The 17569-nt window shown below is 53.7% G+C and carries 11 protein-coding genes; 4 read left to right on the top strand and 7 right to left on the bottom strand.

Translation table 11 applies throughout. The features are described 5' to 3' along the window. Positions 1 to 19 precede the first annotated feature (19 nt). The 5 genes from KP22_RS13370 to KP22_RS13350 all read right to left on the bottom strand — a co-directional run bounded on the left by KP22_RS13370 (position 20) and on the right by KP22_RS13350 (position 7841). Positions 20 to 1177, bottom strand: coding sequence for an NAD/NADP octopine/nopaline dehydrogenase family protein (locus KP22_RS13370; RefSeq protein WP_039324705.1), 1158 nt, complete (start codon positions 1175 to 1177; stop codon positions 20 to 22). 10 nt (positions 1178 to 1187) lie between these two features. Beyond that, entirely contained in the window at positions 1188 to 2204 is a 1017-nt protein-coding gene (locus tag KP22_RS13365) for a PLP-dependent cysteine synthase family protein (protein ID WP_039304870.1), read from the bottom strand. A gap of 13 nt (positions 2205 to 2217) precedes the next feature. Next, a complete protein-coding gene (locus KP22_RS13360) occupies positions 2218 to 3621 on the bottom strand; it encodes a Y4yA family PLP-dependent enzyme (RefSeq protein ID WP_039324703.1) in 1404 nt (467 codons plus the stop codon). A gap of 41 nt (positions 3622 to 3662) precedes the next feature. Further along, positions 3663 to 5858 (bottom strand): TonB-dependent receptor, encoded by a 2196-nt coding sequence (locus KP22_RS13355; protein ID WP_039324701.1) that lies wholly within the window; start codon positions 5856 to 5858, stop codon positions 3663 to 3665. An 81-nt stretch (positions 5859 to 5939) separates the two neighbouring features. Then, complete coding sequence (locus tag KP22_RS13350) at positions 5940 to 7841, bottom strand: IucA/IucC family protein (RefSeq protein ID WP_081926248.1); 1902 nt, start codon at positions 7839 to 7841, stop codon at positions 5940 to 5942. A 250-nt stretch (positions 7842 to 8091) separates the two neighbouring features. Here KP22_RS13350 and KP22_RS13345 point away from each other — a divergent pair, with 250 nt between their 5' ends. Beyond that, entirely contained in the window at positions 8092 to 8973 is an 882-nt protein-coding gene (locus tag KP22_RS13345) for an HpcH/HpaI aldolase/citrate lyase family protein (RefSeq protein ID WP_039304879.1), read from the top strand. Positions 8974 to 9040: 67 nt separating this feature from the next. Here the strand turns inward: KP22_RS13345 and greB are convergent, their stop codons facing one another. Continuing rightward, complete coding sequence (gene greB / locus KP22_RS13340; protein WP_039304881.1) at positions 9041 to 9520, bottom strand: transcription elongation factor GreB; 480 nt, start codon at positions 9518 to 9520, stop codon at positions 9041 to 9043. A 173-nt stretch (positions 9521 to 9693) separates the two neighbouring features. Here greB and olsF point away from each other — a divergent pair, with 173 nt between their 5' ends. Continuing rightward, positions 9694 to 11409, top strand: a complete 1716-nt coding sequence (olsF, locus tag KP22_RS13335) for a bifunctional ornithine lipid synthase OlsF (protein WP_039324699.1) — start codon at positions 9694 to 9696, stop codon at positions 11407 to 11409. Between the two features lie 389 nt (positions 11410 to 11798). Continuing rightward, positions 11799 to 13466 (top strand): methyl-accepting chemotaxis protein, encoded by a 1668-nt coding sequence (locus KP22_RS13330; protein WP_039304886.1) that lies wholly within the window; start codon positions 11799 to 11801, stop codon positions 13464 to 13466. 87 nt (positions 13467 to 13553) lie between these two features. Here KP22_RS13330 and KP22_RS13325 read toward each other — a convergent pair whose 3' ends face one another. Further along, positions 13554 to 14837 carry a citrate synthase gene (locus KP22_RS13325; RefSeq protein WP_039304890.1) on the bottom strand — a complete coding sequence of 428 codons (1284 nt, stop codon included), beginning with the start codon at positions 14835 to 14837 and terminating at the stop codon, positions 13554 to 13556. A 351-nt stretch (positions 14838 to 15188) separates the two neighbouring features. On the opposite strand from KP22_RS13325, the gene KP22_RS13320 reads away from it, so the two are divergent. After that, complete coding sequence (locus KP22_RS13320) at positions 15189 to 17522, top strand: Tex family protein (protein WP_039324697.1); 2334 nt, start codon at positions 15189 to 15191, stop codon at positions 17520 to 17522. The last annotated feature ends 47 nt before the right edge of the window (positions 17523 to 17569 follow it).

Raw genomic sequence — 17569 nt, 5'->3', positions numbered from 1 at the left:
CTGTCATCAGTTCCCCCCATCATCTCAACCCGTGCGGCGGGAAATAGTCGGGTCGATCCTGTGTGGATACCCCCATGTAATCGCTGCACCACCGATAAACTTCCTCAATGTACGGAACGCTAACCGCTACATTCTCCGCAAGGGTCACTAACAGGCTCAGGCCGTAGGCGATATCCTCCTGAAACACGCGGTGCTGAGTATCAAATACGTACCCGCCAGCGTTATGCTTTCGCAACGGCAGACCGATGCCGTGGTAGGCCTGATTGGTACGCAACACGGAGAGCATCGTGTGCGCATCAGCAATCTGATCGCCATAGGCATCGATAATCTCCTGCTTGAGCGGCAATACCGAATTCAGCCGCACACCGAGCCGCGTCTCCAGCGCCGCACACAGCCGCTGATTCTCTTCATCCATACGTTCCAGATAATACGCCCCCAGTTCAGGGCAATCATTCCACCAGCACAGCGATTGTGGGAACGATCGAGCATGCCACTGACCGTAAGGGCCGATCAGGCCATAAATCACCGCACTGTGCATAATCGGATTACCTGGTGTCAGCGTAATCTCCAGATAATCCGGCAACAACACCACGGGCGCAGAATAGAGCCGTTGCAGCAGCGCCATCAGCGCCTGCTGGCTTGTAGCGGTTTCGCGCCGATGGGTGGCGACATACAGTGTGGCCTTTTCGCCGCCCATCTTGATCGACTGGCCTGGCACTAAATCAAACGCAATGTGCGCGACGTCCTTCATTCCCCAAATCACCGCATTCGGCCGCGCAGCCAGTTCACGTTCGGCCAGCCAGTCAAAACCGCAAAAACCGGGGATCGCACCAACATAGACCGGCTTATCGGTGGGCAAATGGGGAACAATTCGCGCCAGAAGATCGGCGCGGAAGTTGGCCGGAACGGTGATAATCACGACGTCGGCGTCGCGGCAGGCTTCCGCAGGGTCGCAGGTCACGCAGTCCGGCGTGGCGGTCAGCGTTTCGCCATCCGGCAGCAGCGCGTGTAGCCGTTTACCGTGCTGCTGGTAGGCTTCCGGCAGACGGGGATGGCTGCCGAGTAGTGTCACTTTGACGTCCGGCCGTTGCTTAAACAGTACCGTGGTGAGATGGCCGGTTTTACCGGCCCCGCAAATCACCACGTTAAGCGGCTGCCCGCTTAGCGTTTCGCGCATCCTTGCCTCCTTAGCTTGCCTGCTCCAGAGAAATCGCGTTGCCCAGCCAGCGATCCAGATCGTGCCACACACCGCTGTCCGTGAGGTTACGCGCTGCCAGCCACTCTTCGTTAAACACCGTGTGCAGGTATTTTTCACCACCGTCGGCAATCGCCAGTACGATGTTACCGCCAATACGATCTTGATAGATCAACTCAAGCGCTTTATAGATCACCCCACCCGTTGAGCCACCGACCAACAGCCCGTAATTCCGTGCAACATAGCGTGCCGTTTCAAACGCTTGTGCATCTGAAACCTGTTCGCCATAGTCAATGCAACTGTAATCCAGTACCAGCCCCACGGTGTCACCTGCTGGCGTACCAGTGCCGGACTGATAGTAGGGCTTACCGGGGTGGCCAAAGACGATAGAGCCAACCGGCTCAACGGCAATGGTCGCAATATCCGGGTTATGGACTTTCAGGCCGTGCGAGATACCGGTCATCGATCCGCCGGTGCCTACGCAGCCGACAAACGCGTCAATCTTGCCAATCTGGCTGAACAACTCGCGGACAAAATCCGCATAGCCGCCTGCATTCGCCGCGTTATCCGATTGGTTCATAAACACCGCACCGGGAATGTCCTCCGCCAACTGTGCCGCCATACGCTGGCGCTCCACCACCGCCACTTCATCTTCGCCGTAGTCGCCGGATACATAGCGAATTTCCGCGCCGAGCGCGCGCATGATGGCAATCTTGTCCTGTGCCGCATGATGATCGACCACGGCAATAAAGCGCAGACCGTATTCAATCGACGCCAGCGCCAGCCCGATACCGGTATTACCCGATGATGACTCGACAATCGTGCCGCCGGGACGAATTTTTCCTGACTTCAGTCCGGCAACAATCATGTTTCTCGCCATACGATCCTTCATGCTGCCGCCGGGGTTGTTCTTCTCCACTTTTAAAAACAAACGCGTATCCCCATAGGGAACGGGAATCTGTATAACGGGCGTATTACCAATCAAATCAGTTACTTTATTCAGGATCATGGTTCTGCTCCATTCAGTTATCACTGGAAAAAATCAGCTCACCTTTCTTACCTTTGAAAGCGCACAGGCGCGCAGGCAGCGGATGCCGATGAAACGCGTTCTCCAGCAGGTCCATCTGGTATCCCGCCGTATTCGCGTAAATCAGTAAATCGCCTGGCTGCGGCACGGTTTGAAAATGAATCAATCGGTTCGTAATGACATCGTCGTCCAGACAGCTGTGTCCGGCGATCCAGGCTTTACCCGGCGTCGGACGTGTGTCTTTTTTGACGGAAAAAACATGCAGAGGATCAATCAAAAACTCAGAGTTAAACCAGGTCTCGCACGCGCTGAAGCTACTGCCTTCGACAAACACGACGTGGTTGCCATCCGGCTGGCGGCGTGTACGCGTGACGCGAAACACGGTAATCGCACTTTGGTCGGCCAGACTGCGTCCCGGTTCAATCGCCAGAATCAGGTCGTGCTGTTTCAGTCTATCCGCCACGCAAAACTGCCCAATTGAGGCTGACAAGAATGCCTCAAGATAGTCGGCTGCCGAGCGCTCACCACCATACGGGTAAAATGAGGTCGGCACCTGACCGTGGCGATAATCCGCCGCATCCTGCTTCGCTAAATAATCCTGATAGCGTGAAGCCGGAAGGTATTGAATCGGCAATCCCCCGCCGATATCAATAATGGCGGGCTGCAATCTCTTCGACCGCGCCCGCTCCAGTAATGGCAACAGCTCAGCGAAGGCGGCCACGCGGGTATCGGGCTCATAGCCGCCCAGATGGAAATGAAAGCCTTCCAGATGAAGCACATCCTGTCTGGCGCTTAACGTCTCCAGACAGAGCATGACTTCATCGGCCAGCATGCCAAATCGGCTGGCCGGTGTGAACGATGGGCGATAGCGCAGCAGTACCCGCACGGGCTTCGTCACACGCAGCAAACCCGCCAGCACGAGCACCTCGTCGAACTCTTCCGGTGAATCCAGCACGATGAGAGCACGGTGATGAACCAGCTCAGTCAGAAACTCGCGCGTTTTGGCCGGGCCGGTGGCGCACAGCCGCGTGCCGTCGCAGCCAGCCCGTAGCGCATCTTTCAGTTCCTGTAAGCTGGAAACATCCACGCCGACGCCCGCGTTAACCGCCGCCTGTACCAGCCCCGGCGATTTGTTCACCTTTGCGCCGTAGTACAGGCGGCAATCCACATCGTGACGCTGCAACACGGTTCGCAATGCCGCGATATTGTTGGCCACGGTGTGCGGCCAGACAATATTCAGCGGCGACCCATACTGCTCAACCAGCCATGACAGCCTTTGCGGCGAGTTGAAAAGGAACTGCTCAATCTCACTATCCAGATAAGGCGTCAGTCTCTCAGGCCAGTGAGCCTGCGCGACAGCAGGGGAAGACACTGCGGCAAAGCTAAACAGGTTGCTCATCGCTATCTCCTTAACGTTCGGTTCCTGAAAAATGCCTATCCTTAGAAATCAACCGCCACGGACAGCATCAGCGTCCGCGGCGTGCCTTGCGATACCGTGCTGAATGACGTCACGCCAGACCAGTAATTGCGGTCAAAGGCGTTAAGGACATCGGCACGGAACGTGGTAGGGGCGTTATAGATTCTCGTCTTGTAACGTGCGCCGAAATCAACGGTGGTCCAGGAAGGAATAGACTGGGTATTGATGGTGTTGACGTTCTGCTTGCCGTTATGGATGACGTTGGCGTTCAGCGTCAGATCGCGCAGGAACGGTAGATCATATTCCACCCCAGCGTTAGCCTGAAAACGCGACGTGCCCGGCGCACGCTTGCCCTGCGCACCCGGCGTCACGCTTTTGGTCAGCTCGGCATCCAGCAGCATCACGCCGCCGGTCAGACGCAGATCCTCCAGCGGTGAACCGACCACATCCAGCTCGATACCCCGATTGCGCTGCTCGTTGGCTTCAACAAACGTGCCGTTAATCAACGCGCCGCTTGGCTTAGTGATCTGGAAAACGCTCAGCGTAGAGATCGTCCCCAGCGCATCCACTTTCACCCCGGCTTCATACTGTTTGCTCTTATACGGCGACAGTACCTGTCCCGCGTTGGTTGCCGTCGTTGGCGCTACATCGCCTTTGCTCAGCCCTTCAATGTAGTTGGCATAGAGCGAGACGTGCTGCCAGGGTTTTATTATTACCCCAAGCATTGGGGTAATAGCGCTCTTATCATTAGAAGAGCGCGTCCCGCCATCCGGCGCCGCGAAATTGTCCGAGTTGATTTGCTGATAACGCAGCCCGGCCGTCACTTGCAGCGCATCGTTCCAGAAGCCGAGCGTATCCGCCAACGCGATACCTGAAAGCGCAGTAGAAGAGCGTTTATACGCGCTTGGCGGCGCGGCTATATCCTGCGCTGGGACATAAACCGGATTATAAATATTTGAATCAATCGCCGTTCCCGCCCTGCTGGCGCTAGCCTGACGATCGCGGTAATAGCTGGTCTGTGCCGACAGCTTGTGCGTCACCGAGCCCGTTTCCACATCCGCCCGAACACCGGTCGCCAGCGTGTAGCGGCTGGTGGTAAAGCGATAATTCCCCACGCCGGAACGAATATCACCATTGTTATTCGTAACCTGCGGCACCTGCTCCGACAGTCGACTCACGTGCGCGCTTGAACCGCCCAGATCGGTAAACCAGGTGACGTTATCCGCCAAATCGTATTCGGTATGCAGCAACACCGACTGATCTTTGGAATGCCAGAAGCCCCACGGCTGAGAAATGTTGGTGTTGCCGTCTGGTGCGTCGGGTATGGTCACCCCCGCCGCGAACGAATAAGGGCGAGACGGCGCGCGCGTTTTCAGATGCTGAGTGATGAGATCCAACGTGGCGCGGAAACGTTCTGATGAGAAATCCAACCCGAGTGCGCCGACCTGCGTACGCTTGTCGCTGCCGTCCCACACCGTGTCGCCGTAGCCATAATTACCGTTAAAACGGATGCCGAGCAGATTGTTATTTTCCAGCGCATAGACGCGGGAAATATCCGCATGCTGCGTGAATTGGGAATCAGACTGCCAACTGGTGGTGAGGCGAGTCAGGTTACCGACGGTGGTCGGGCGTTTAGTAACGGCGTTAATCACCCCGCCTACGCTGCTGTTCGGGGACAGCCCATACAGCAGCGCTGACGGCCCTTTTAACACCTCAACCCGCTCAATGTAGTCGGTCATTAGCTGATAGTTGGGCGCGACACCGTAGACGCCGTTCATGGCGATATCGCTCAGGTTACCTTCGTTGAGAGGGAAACCGCGGATGTAGTAAGAATCCAGCAGACCGCCCTGCGAACTGCTGACCCGCACCGAGGCGTCATGTGCGACCACCTGCCCCAACGTCTGTGCCTGTTTGTTTTCAATAAACGATGAGGTCATGTTGCTCACGTTAAACGGCGTATCCATGACATCCTTTTTGCCCAGCAGCCCAGTACTGGACGAACGCGCCGACATGCCGCCCGCCACCAGCCCCTGTACAGCTTCGGCGTCTTTGGCTTCCACCACGATAGTGGAATCATCGCGTTCTCCCGTTGCCGCCTGCACGGGTATCGCGATTCCGCTCAGCATAGCGATTGCCGCCGTTATGGCGACGCCCAACGTAGAGGGAATGGGAACATGGCGTTTCCCAGTAGACGGAGTGAAGTTCTTCCTGGCGTTCATCAACAAAGTTATCCATCTCAAAATGAGGATTGAAAAAGATGCTCCCGTTTTTAGCCTGTGGGGCAGGAGCATCGCCATACATCACAGCTCGACGCGAGTTTCCTCTCCTTCCGTGAGGAAGGGGTTGCTCAGGCCGTGCTGAATCCGGTAGTCGCGGTATTCCTGGATATGCATGCGCAACAGCGAGCGCGTATACCAAGGCTGGGTCAAAAACATGTCACGCTCGGTCTGCCACACATCGCCATCAACGCGCGATTTCACTGCGTCAAACGCTGCGGCCGTTTCTTCTTTCATCACCTGCCACAATCGAGCATCGACAAAGCCGTACTCCGCGCTAAGTGCCAGCGCCAATTCGTGCAGGTGGCTGACAAAACAGGCATCCACGACAAACATCCGCACCGGCTCAATATCGTCTTCAAATACCGTGGGCAGAATGCCGGGCCAGACGTAAGGTTGCAGGTGATAGCCTCTCTGACGCAGCAGCGGCGCGTAGGTGCGCCCATCCCCGAAATCGCGGATTAATAGCCCCTGCGCGACGCCTTCAGGCGAAAAGAGGATCTGGCTATTCTGCTGATGCGCTTCCAGCCCGATGCCGTATAGCAGATAGATAGCGATGACAGGACGTGTCACAGCGCGCACGTATTGACGGAACCACGCTTCTGCGCCAAGCCCAGACAGCGTAACCAGCTCGGTGAACAGTGGTTGGTCGCGGTGAGGCAGCGCCGTAAATAGCGTGGCGACGGTTACGGGCAGCGCGCCGTCGGAGCGTTCATAGGCGCGTGCATCGCGGAAGACGACGGAGAGGTGTTTGCCCACGGCGTCATCCTGATGCACCGCGTGTTTGTAGTGGAATGCGGCCTCTTCGCGGAAAAACTCCAGCCGCTGTTCGAACCCGCCTTCCTGCGCCAGAATCGCTTCGATAATGGTGCTAATGCGTGGCCCCATGTGGATCGATTTTGCCTGTAGGCTGCGCATTTCGCTGGTCATCCAGATGGCGACAGGCAGTTTGATGAAGGGAGAAGACGGTGGTTCAACGGGCAAAACGGTACGGAACGACATCCCCGGCAGCGTGATGAGATCAGGGCCGTCGGTGAGTAAAATCCCTTCGGCAATCTCATCCGCGTAATGGGATTTCACCCAATTTTCCAGATGCCAGCTGTGGATTGGCAGCGGAAGCCACTGCGTCTCATCCAGCCCTTGTTGATTCAAGCGCTGCTTCCAGTCCTGCCAGAGCGCGGGGAACGCCTGAGCAAACCACTGATGAAAATCATCGACGTGCGGCATGCATTCCACATACGCCATATCACGGCGCAGCGCGGTAATACGCAGCGGCACACGAGCATTGAATTCTGGCGACAGCAGTTGGACGTCTTCGTCACTCAAGCCTGGACGTGATTTCCAGGTTGGATAGTAGGGATGCCCTTCCAACGATCCCCACTGGTCGAGCAACATCGCGGCATCGCGAATACTTCGCTGCCGACGTAGCCACTGCGTGAAATATTCCTGCCCATCCTGCCGCATGGCATCAGCCGCCTCAGCACGCCATTGGCTACGATAACGCCGGGCGTTGGTATCATTACGGACACTGTTGCCGACATCTTTTTTCAGACCATTAATGCCACTTTCTTCAGGATGGAAATCAAAACTATCGCGGAGTAAATCAATCAACTGCTCGTGGTCAGTGACGGGAAAAGACACCCCATTGGAATTAATGTGATAAATATTTCCATTATTAATATAAGTGTTTGCCGGAGCCGAATAAATATCATCAAACTTAAGATCCCCATTGCCACTGCGCAAAGGAAACATTGCCACCCTGGAATTAACCGCAGTAAAATAAAGGTTATTTTTATTCAAAATACCTTCAGCGAAAAAGCAGCGAACCAATCGCCTTAACGCATTTTTATTTGAATAATCAGAGAGAAAACCATCTGAAACCTGCCGTATATCCCTGTGTTTAACTGCGTCTACCTTGATATTCATAATCACTCCCCATACCGATAAAACAAGTAATAATTGATTGCAGTAACGTATAAAAGGGTGTCGTTAGATCTCGGGTTAACACATCCCGAAACGTAATAAAAATGTCGCGATTGATAGATTGAAAAATAATGAATGGAAAGCTAGCATATCAACAACACTAATGTAAATAGGTATCATTCTTATTCGCAATTAATTAGTTACATTTTTATAAATTCATTTTTAATCAATGAAATAAGCAAAGGAGAACAGCATGGAACACGCTAAGACCTACCTCTTCGTGCCTGGAAATGCACCTCATCGCTTTCAACATGCCATCAGTTGTGGAGCCGATGCCGTGATATTTGATCTGGAAGATGCTGTTCATCCTGATGAAAAAAAACAGGCCAGAGAAAATATTATCCAATGGTATGAAAACGATACTCCCGTCTCTGAAATAAAATGCAAAAAATATATACGTTTAAATAAATTTGGATCATCGGAATTCAATCAAGATGTCGAGTTTCTAAATAAACTCAGCAATAAAGAGATATTAAGAAATAAAAATAAACCCAGACATAAAATAGTCACACAGGAAATTGTCTTACCAAAAATAGAGTCCGCAGCAATGCTGAATGAAGCGCGGAAAATGATAAATCGTAATAGATTGGAAAACTTGAATATTATTGCGATTATTGAGACTGCTCGAGGATTACATAATGCAGAAGAAATTTGTGCCGCAGGTGTAGAAAGAGTGGCATTTGGCTCATTGGATTTCTCACTCGATATCCAGTGCGATCAATCCCTGCACGCATTGCTGTTTGCCAGAAGCCGTATTGTACTGGCGTCCAGATTGGCCGATTTGCCGCCGCCAATAGATTGCGTGACCCCTGACTTCACGCACCATGATCGGGTGCTGGCTGACGCACTACATGCACGTTCGCTCGGCTTCTCGGCCAAACTCTGCATCCATCCCTCACAAATCGATGCTGTTCAGCAGGCTTTCACGGCAGATAGCAGCAAAATAGACTGGGCAAAACAGGTTTTGAAAGCGGCCGAACACAGCTACGCTTTCCAGATAAACGGCGAGATGGTGGATTTACCCGTCATTGAGCAGGCCAGACAGCTCTTACGGGCACAAAATTCGGATAGCTAAACCTGTTTAGGCGACGTCGCATTTTTCACATCAGCGATAAATTCGCCCGGTGTGAGCCGGGCTACGCTCATGATTTAACGTAATCAATCGCGTTGACAAACCACTCGCGCGGGCCGTCTGGCGTGTTCACGGTGAACGCCTCATCGACCGCTTTCTTCAGCATCGCACGCGCCATCGGGGAATCGATCGAAATATAGTCTTTACTGTCACCATAGATCTCGTCAGGACCGACAATCCGCAAGCGCTTCACATCCCCTTGCTCATTTTCGATCTCGACCCAGGCACCAAAAAATACGCAGCCGTCCTGCTGCGGTGAATAATCGACGATTTTCAATTCCGCCAGACACTTTCTCAGGTAGCGCACACGACGATCGATCTGGCGTAATAAACGCTTATTGTAGGTGTAGTCCGCATTTTCCGAGCGATCTCCCAAGCTGGCCGCCCAGGAAACGATTTTGGTAATTTCCGGGCGCTTTATATTCCAGAGATGATCATGCTCTGCTCGAAGTTTGTCATACCCTTCGCGGGTAATCAGATTGGTTTTCAAGTCAGTAACCCCGTTAGGCTCTTAGCGCGTATGCCGTTCTTCAATATATCCGCGCACAAAAATCGCGCGCTCATTACACAGATTTACACTTTTGGCTAATAATCTATCAACAGACATAAATATGTCATTTCTATCCCGTACTTTTAGCCACGGAAAGCTACGGAGAACGATTTATGTTTAGCTTAGACGCCATTCTGCAAGATCTTGTCCCGCATCGCCATACGCCACCCTGGCAGAAAACGGTTTTACGTTCTCTGCTCTTTGAAAATGAAATGCAGCAATTCGCGCGGCGTTACCCGTATTTGAAAGGATTGGATCTGGTCGAACAGATTCTTGATTACTTCAACTTCAATTGTGAAATGGTCGAGGGGGATTTAGAAAATATCCCCAGCCAAGGGCCGGTGGTGCTGGTGGCCAACCACCCGATTGGCTCGCTGGACGGTCTGGCGTTATTGCGCACCGTAGCCAGTGTCAGACCCGATGTCCGCATCGTCGCCAGCCAACTGCTCTCTTATGTCGCCCCGCTCAAAAATCTGTTTTTTTCCGTCGATAACTTCAATAACCGCACCAAACGTCAGCAAATCAGCGCCATCCAGCAACATCTGGATGGCGACGGCGCGATCATCGTTTTCCCTGCGGGCGAGGTTTCACGCGTCAGCCTGCAAGGCATTCGCGACGGGCACTGGCATAATGGTTTTATCCGCATGGCGAGCAAAGCCCGTGCGCCCGTGGTGCCTATTCATATCGGCGGACGCAATAGTACGCTGTTCTATCTCTCCTCCATGGTTTATCGCCCGCTGTCCACGCTCCTGCTGGTGAGAGAGATGTTCGGCCAACGCGATCAAACCCTCAAGCTGCGTATCGGTGCCAGAATTCCTTATGCCTCCTGGAGCCAGGGTGAATGGAACGCCAACGATCTGGCCGCTCGCTTCCGGCGTCACGTTTATCGGTTGGGACAAGGAAAACCCGGCTGTTTTTCTGGTGAGAAACCCATCGCGCTGGCCGAAGACCGCGTGCTGCTGAAACGCGCGTTGTCAGAATGTGAAACGCTGGGTACCACGCCGGATGGCAAAGTAGTCTATCTGTACCAGCGCGGCGAAGAGGATTATGTGCCGCTGCTGCGTGAACTCGGGCGTCTGCGGGAAATCGCCTTTCGGGCCATCGGCGAAGGATCGGGTCAGCGCCGCGATCTGGACAGCTATGATGATGACTACCTGCACCTGATCCTGTGGGATGACCGCGAGTTAGAGATTGTCGGTGCCTATCGCTTTGTCTCGACGGCAAACCTGATCGCCGAAAAAGGGAAAAGTGGGCTTTATAGCCACAGCTTGTTCCAGTACGGCGACGAAATGGATCCGATACTGGCGTCAGGCATTGAGCTAGGCCGCAGTTTTATTCAACCTAAGTACTGGGGTAAACGCGGGCTGGATTATCTCTGGCTGGGCATTGGTGCCTATCTGGCGCGTTATCCAGAACACCGCTATCTGTTCGGCCCCGTGTCGCTTTCCGGCACGTTGCCACCACATGCACGCGATTTGCTGGTCGCTTTTTATCGCCTGCATTTCACGCCCGACCAGCCGCTGGCAACGTCGCGCCGCCCTTATCCGGCATCGCTGCCTGACGTGCTGAAACAGTTTGAAGGAACAGACTACCAGCAGGATCTCACGCGGTTGAAAAGCATGCTTAGCAACATGGGGTGCGCCATCCCGACGCTCTACAAGCAGTATTCGGAACTGTGTGAACCCGGAGGCGTGCGATTTATCGATTTTGGTATCGATCCCGATTTCAATAACTGCATCGACGGTCTGGTACTTGTCGACCTGCAACAGTTGAAAGAATCGCGCTATCAGCGCTATATCGCCCCTTTTGTCAGCGATAAAGCCTCTTGATTGATCGGTGCGTTAGCCTCTGAAGGACTAATGTGCCATTTCCCTTCGTGCCAATCGCTTCAGAACCGAGATACGCGAAGCGACCACGGGGCGAGGCTTCCCTACGGGAACCTCATCCCGTTGGCCAATGTCGTTACAATCCGCATTTTGTCTCTCAGATCACACATTTCATACGAAATCCCACTTGCCGTAATTTACGTGATCAACTGAACGCTTTTCCTGCCGATATTAAAGATATGCTTATCTATCGTTTTTTAAATGCGGGAGTCGCTGATGTATCCCGAAAACACGAAGGATAGCTATAACACCTTGTCATTACTTGCATCAATTACGATAGCAAGCCCCCTCCGTTATGCCTTCATAGCATGTCAGAAAAATTAAGGATGTTTATGAATATGCTGAACAGAATCAAACTCGGCAAGATGCTGGGTATGGGATTTTCTCTGGTTATCATCATCAGCCTGATGGTGGCATTCTTCGGACGGCTCCAACTGGTTGGGCTGGGTAACGACATCAATCGGCTTTCCGGCACTACGCTAGCCAATATGTTGTTGATTCAGGAAGTTAAAGCCGGTTTTGATGCCAATGCTCGGTTGATCCGCAACATTGCGATCAGCACCGACCCTGCGCAAATTAAACAGGAAAAGCAGTTCGTTGATGAGCAAATCGCCCGTAATACCGCCAACCTGAAAAAGCTGGGGCAACAGTTGGATACCGAAGGAACCCGCGCGCTGTTGAAGCAGTTTCAGGATACCCGTCCGCCGTACCTTGCCGCCTTTTTGAAAGCCATAGATCTGGTACAATCCACCGATCCACAACGGCGTCTACAAGGTAACGCCATTATTCTCAATGAGATGCAGGCAGCACAAAACGCGTTGTTTAAAGTGCTGGATGCGATGATGGCTTCACAGCAGCAGGATACCAATGAGATTGTCAGCCGCGCCCAGCATGGCGCGCAATCCGGCAGCGCCATCATGCTGATTCTCGCCCTTGCCGCCACCGCGATGGCCGCCGTCGTAGCATGGCTGATTACCCGTACGTTAAAAAACCAGTTGGGTGGCGAACCGCTTTATGCGACCCAAATTGCCCGGCAGGTGGCTAATGGCGATCTGGCCGTCGACATCGACATCAAGCCAGACGACCACAGCAGCCTGTTAGCTACCATGCATCATATGAGTAATAACCTCGGTAATATCGTCGAACAGGTACGCCAGAGCAGCGAAGCTATTGCTTCAGGCTCTAGCCAAATCGCCGCTGGCAGCGAGAATCTCAGCCAACGCACGGAAGAACAAGCCGCCAGCTTGCAGCAAACCGCCGCGTCTATGGAACAGATGAGTCAGGCAATTCGTCAAAATGCGCATACCGTGCGTAGCGCCACTCAACTTGCTAGTCAGGCCAGCGAAACGGCAGCCAAGGGAGGCGATGCCATCAGTGATATGGTCATTACGATGAAAGAGATCTCCACCAGTTCACACAAAATCCGGGACATCATTAGCGTCATTGATGGTATCGCCTTCCAGACCAATATTCTGGCGCTGAATGCGGCGGTCGAAGCCGCTCGCGCGGGTGAGCAAGGTCGCGGCTTCGCCGTGGTAGCCGGAGAGGTTCGTTCACTGGCACAGCGCTCCGCCTCCGCAGCCAAAGAGATCGCGGTACTGATCAATACCAGCGTTGAGAAAGTAGAAGCAGGGAATCGTCTGGTCGAAGACACCGGCAGCACGATTGATGAGCTGGTACGTCAGGCGCGCAGCGTGGCAGATTTAATCAGCGAGATCGGGACGACCACGCAGGAGCAGGAATCCGGCATTTCACAAATCCATGATGCCGTGAACCAGCTCGATCAGGTTACACAGCAAAATGCAACGTTGGTTGAAGAGTCCGCCAATGCGGCAACCAGCCTGAGCGAACAGTCATCCCATCTGGTCACACTCATGAACCATTTTCACCTGCGAGGCACACCAGCAATCCACCCCACGCCGATGACGAAGAAAGTACAACCTACCCGCCTGGCGCTTGCTCCGGTAGGAAACACGCAGGATAACTGGGAAAAATTCTAACACATTTCCCCTGCCTCCTGATGCCACGGCATCAGGAGGCATCGTATTCGTCCTGTCGTTGAGAAACATTATCCCTTCTGAGAAATATTATCCTTTCTGAGAAATATAGTCCCGACGCGGCTGCCCGGTATAAATTTGGCGTGGGCGATAGATGCTGATTTCCTGCTGTTTGTGCATTTCATCCCAATGCGCGACCCAACCGATCGTCCTGCCAACGGTAGAAATGACGGTAAACATCGACGGCGGCAGCCCCATCGCTTTCAGGATTACGGAGGTATAGAAATCGACGCTCGGGTAGAGTTTATTCTCCAGAAAATACGCATCGGTCATGGCGATATGTTCCAACTCCATCGCCACCTGCAACAGGCTATCTTCCGTGCTTAACTCATTCAGCACTTCGTAACAAGTTTTGCGCAGAATCGCCGCGCGTGGATCGAAATGCTGATAAACAGAGTTACCGAATCCCATCAGGCGGAATGAATCACAGCGGTCTTTCGCACGCCGTACAAATTCGGGAATGCGATCGACCGTTTTAATCTCTTCCAGCATGCGCATGCAGGCTTCATTCGCCCCGCCGTGCAGCGGCCCCCACATCGACGCCAGACCAGCCGCAATGCAGGCAAACGGGTTCGCGCCGGAAGAGCCAGACGCTCTGACTGCCATGGTGGACGGGCATTGACCATGATCGGCATGCAGAATCAGGATACGGTTCATCGCCCGTTCCAACACCGGATTCACTTCATATTTTTCTGCCGGAATTGAAAACAGCATGTGCAGAAAGTTGCCAGTATAAGAGAGAGAATTACGGGGATAGACGGAGGGCTGTTCGACGGAGTATTTGTAGCACATCGCGGCCAGCGTCGGCATTTTCGACAACAGCCGCACCGCCGCCAACTCACGATGTTCGGCGTTATCGATATCCAAGACATCGTGATAGAACGCGGCCAGTGCGCCAACGACGGCACACATCAGCGCCATCGGGTGGGAATCGCGACGAAAGCCGCTGAACATCCGGGTAATCTGCTCATGAACCAATGTATGCCGAGTAATGTTGTCGGCAAATTTCTCATACGCCTCCGGTGAAGGCGCTTCGCCGTGCAGCAGGATGTAACAGACCTCAGTAAAATCGCACTGCTCGGCAAGCTGTTCGACAGGGAAGCCCCGATGCAGTAACACGCTATTCGCTGCATCAATATAGGTAATTGCCGACTCACATCCTGCCGTATTGGCAAAACCGGGATCATAGCTGTACAGCCCGTGTTCACCGAGTGGGCGAATATCCACCGCCGTTTTCCCCAGCACGCCGGAACGCATGTCCAGCGTAATATCCGTCTGCCCTTCTACCGTCAACGTGGACGTTCTGACTGTCATGAACCGCTCTCCTGCCCGAATAATGATGTTGTTCTCGTCCGCTCTCACGGGCCTTGGATTGGTCATCCCGTGCGGCACACCCTGATTAAAACGACACGTAATTTACAGCGACACTCGATTTACAGCGAAGCGAGCCAACGTATGTCATACGCTAAAATCGTGAGTGGGTTGCAACTATCTGACGGAATATTGATTTAGATAAGGATAGTTATGCAGAACAGCATCGTTATCCTTCTCATTTTCCAGACGGCGGCGGCTGGTATTTTGCACGCTCAATCCGTATAACTGTCCTTACTGGTTTACTCCACTACTTTTTATTCCACTAATGTGATGACGACTGATATCAGACCTATGAATGATTCATTAAGCCAGATTATTGCCAGCGAATTACAGGCGCGCACGGAGCAGGTAGACGCCGCAGTCCGCCTGCTGGACGAAGGAAATACCGTCCCTTTTATCGCCCGTTACCGTAAAGAAGTGACCGGCGGGTTGGATGACACCCAACTGCGCCAGCTCGAAACGCGCCTCGGTTACCTGCGTGAACTGGAAGATCGGCGCCAGACTATTCTGAAATCCATCGACGAGCAGGGGAAGTTAACCGCACAGCTCGCCACCGCCATTAACGGCACGCTGAGCAAAACCGAGCTGGAAGATCTCTACCTGCCGTATAAACCTAAGCGCCGCACGCGTGGACAAATCGCGATTGAAGCGGGTCTGGAACCGCTGGCTGACGGCCTGTGGCAAGACCCAAGCCAGGAGCCGGAGCTGACGGCACTGGCGTATGTCGATGCAGAGAAAGGCGTGGCAGACGTGAAGGCCGCGCTGGACGGCGCACGTTACATCCTGATGGAACGCTTTGCCGAAGACGCGACGCTGCTGGCTAAAGTGCGTCATTATCTGTGGAAAAACGCGCATCTGGTTTCCCGCGTGGTAGAAGGAAAAGAAGAAGAAGGCGCTAAGTTCCGCGACTATTTCGATCATCACGAACCGATTGCTCAGGTGCCTTCACACCGAGCTTTGGCAATGTTCCGTGGACGCAATGAAGGTGTGCTGCAACTGGCGTTGAATGCCGATCCGCAGCACGAAGAAGCCCCGCGTGAGAGTTACTGCGAACAGATTATTATCGACCATCTGAACCTGCGGCTAGGCAATGCAGCAGCGGACAGTTGGCGACGCGCCGTCATTAGCTGGACGTGGCGTATCAAAGTGCTACTGCACCTTGAAACTGAGTTAATGGGCAGCGTGCGTGAAAAGGCCGAAGACGAAGCGATCAACGTCTTTGCCCGTAACATGCACGATCTGCTGATGGCCGCGCCTGCGGGCATGCGCGCCACCATGGGTCTCGATCCGGGTCTGCGTACTGGCGTAAAGGTCGCGGTGGTCGATGCCACTGGCAAGCTGGTCGCAACCGACACCATTTATCCGCATACCGGTCAGGCAGCGAAAGCGGCTCCGATCATCGCCGCACTGTGCCTTAAACATCAGGTTGAGCTGGTGGCGATTGGTAACGGGACTGCATCGCGTGAAACTGAGCGTTTCTTCCTCGACACACAGAAACAGTTCCCGGATATCAACGCGCAGAAAGTGATTGTCAGTGAAGCAGGTGCGTCGGTGTACTCCGCGTCCGAACTGGCCGCGCTGGAATTCCCCGATCTGGATGTGTCACTGCGCGGCGCGGTATCTATCGCCCGTCGTTTGCAGGATCCGCTGGCGGAACTGGTGAAGATCGATCCGAAATCCATCGGCGTTGGTCAGTATCAGCATGACGTAAGCCAAAGCCTGCTGGCGAAGAAGCTGGATGCGGTGGTCGAGGACTGCGTAAACGCCGTCGGCGTTGATCTGAATACCGCGTCCGTTGCGCTGTTGACGCGCGTTGCAGGGCTAACGCGCATGATGGCGCAAAATATTGTGACCTGGCGTGATGAGAATGGCCGCTTCCACAACCGCGAACAACTGCTGAAAGTCAGCCGTCTGGGGCCAAAAGCCTTTGAACAGTGCGCGGGCTTCCTGCGTATCAATCACGGCAATAACCCACTGGATGCTTCTACCGTTCACCCGGAAGCCTATCCAATCGTGGAGCGCATTCTGGCTGCGACCGAGCAGGCGTTGCAGGAGTTAATGGGGAATCCAACCGCGCTGCGTAATCTGAAACCATCGGATTTCACCGATGAGCGTTTCGGCGTACCAACGGTCACTGACATTATCAAAGAGCTGGAAAAACCGGGGCGCGATCCGCGTCCTGAATTCAAAACGGCTAGCTTCGCTGATGGCGTAGAAACCTTGAAAGATCTGCTACCGGGCATGATTCTGGAAGGTGCGGTCACCAACGTCACCAACTTTGGCGCGTTTGTAGATATCGGTGTCCATCAGGATGGCTTGGTACACATTTCATCATTGGCCGATCATTTCGTCGATGATCCGCACAAAGTGGTGAAAGCTGGCGACATCGTGAAAGTGAAAGTGATGGAAGTCGATCTGCAACGTAAGCGTATCGCGCTGACTATGCGGCTTGATGAACAGCCGGGCGACACCGCATCACGTCGCGGCGGTGGCAATACACGTGGTGACAGCAGTACCTCACAGCGTCAGCCAGCCGGCAAATCACGCTCACGTCCCGCCAGCGCCCCCGTAGCAGGCAACAGCGCGATGGGCGATGCCCTGGCGGCTGCATTTAAAAAACGTTAATCGCGTAGAACCCGCAGAGTGATCTCGGTTCACTCTGCTTTTTTATT

It is taken from the genome of Pectobacterium betavasculorum, from assembly GCF_000749845.1.
Lineage (GTDB): Bacteria > Pseudomonadota > Gammaproteobacteria > Enterobacterales > Enterobacteriaceae > Pectobacterium > Pectobacterium betavasculorum.
The sequence above is the reverse complement of the archived record's forward strand: the minus strand, read 5'-3'. Positions and strand labels throughout refer to the sequence as shown.

Excerpts from the sequence above, each read along its gene's own strand:
- KP22_RS13370 (WP_039324705.1), bottom strand. The coding sequence starts at position 1,177 with ATGCGCGAAACGCTAAGCGGGCAGCCGCTTAACGTGGTGATTTGCGGG.
- KP22_RS13365 (WP_039304870.1), bottom strand. The coding sequence starts at position 2,204 with ATGATCCTGAATAAAGTAACTGATTTGATTGGTAATACGCCCGTTATA.
- KP22_RS13360 (WP_039324703.1), bottom strand. The coding sequence starts at position 3,621 with ATGAGCAACCTGTTTAGCTTTGCCGCAGTGTCTTCCCCTGCTGTCGCG.
- KP22_RS13355 (WP_039324701.1), bottom strand. The coding sequence starts at position 5,858 with ATGAACGCCAGGAAGAACTTCACTCCGTCTACTGGGAAACGCCATGTT.
- KP22_RS13350 (WP_081926248.1), bottom strand. The coding sequence starts at position 7,841 with ATGAATATCAAGGTAGACGCAGTTAAACACAGGGATATACGGCAGGTT.
- KP22_RS13345 (WP_039304879.1), top strand. The coding sequence starts at position 8,092 with ATGGAACACGCTAAGACCTACCTCTTCGTGCCTGGAAATGCACCTCAT.
- olsF (WP_039324699.1), top strand. The coding sequence starts at position 9,694 with ATGTTTAGCTTAGACGCCATTCTGCAAGATCTTGTCCCGCATCGCCAT.
- KP22_RS13330 (WP_039304886.1), top strand. The coding sequence starts at position 11,799 with ATGAATATGCTGAACAGAATCAAACTCGGCAAGATGCTGGGTATGGGA.
- KP22_RS13325 (WP_039304890.1), bottom strand. The coding sequence starts at position 14,837 with ATGACAGTCAGAACGTCCACGTTGACGGTAGAAGGGCAGACGGATATT.
- KP22_RS13320 (WP_039324697.1), top strand. The coding sequence starts at position 15,189 with ATGAATGATTCATTAAGCCAGATTATTGCCAGCGAATTACAGGCGCGC.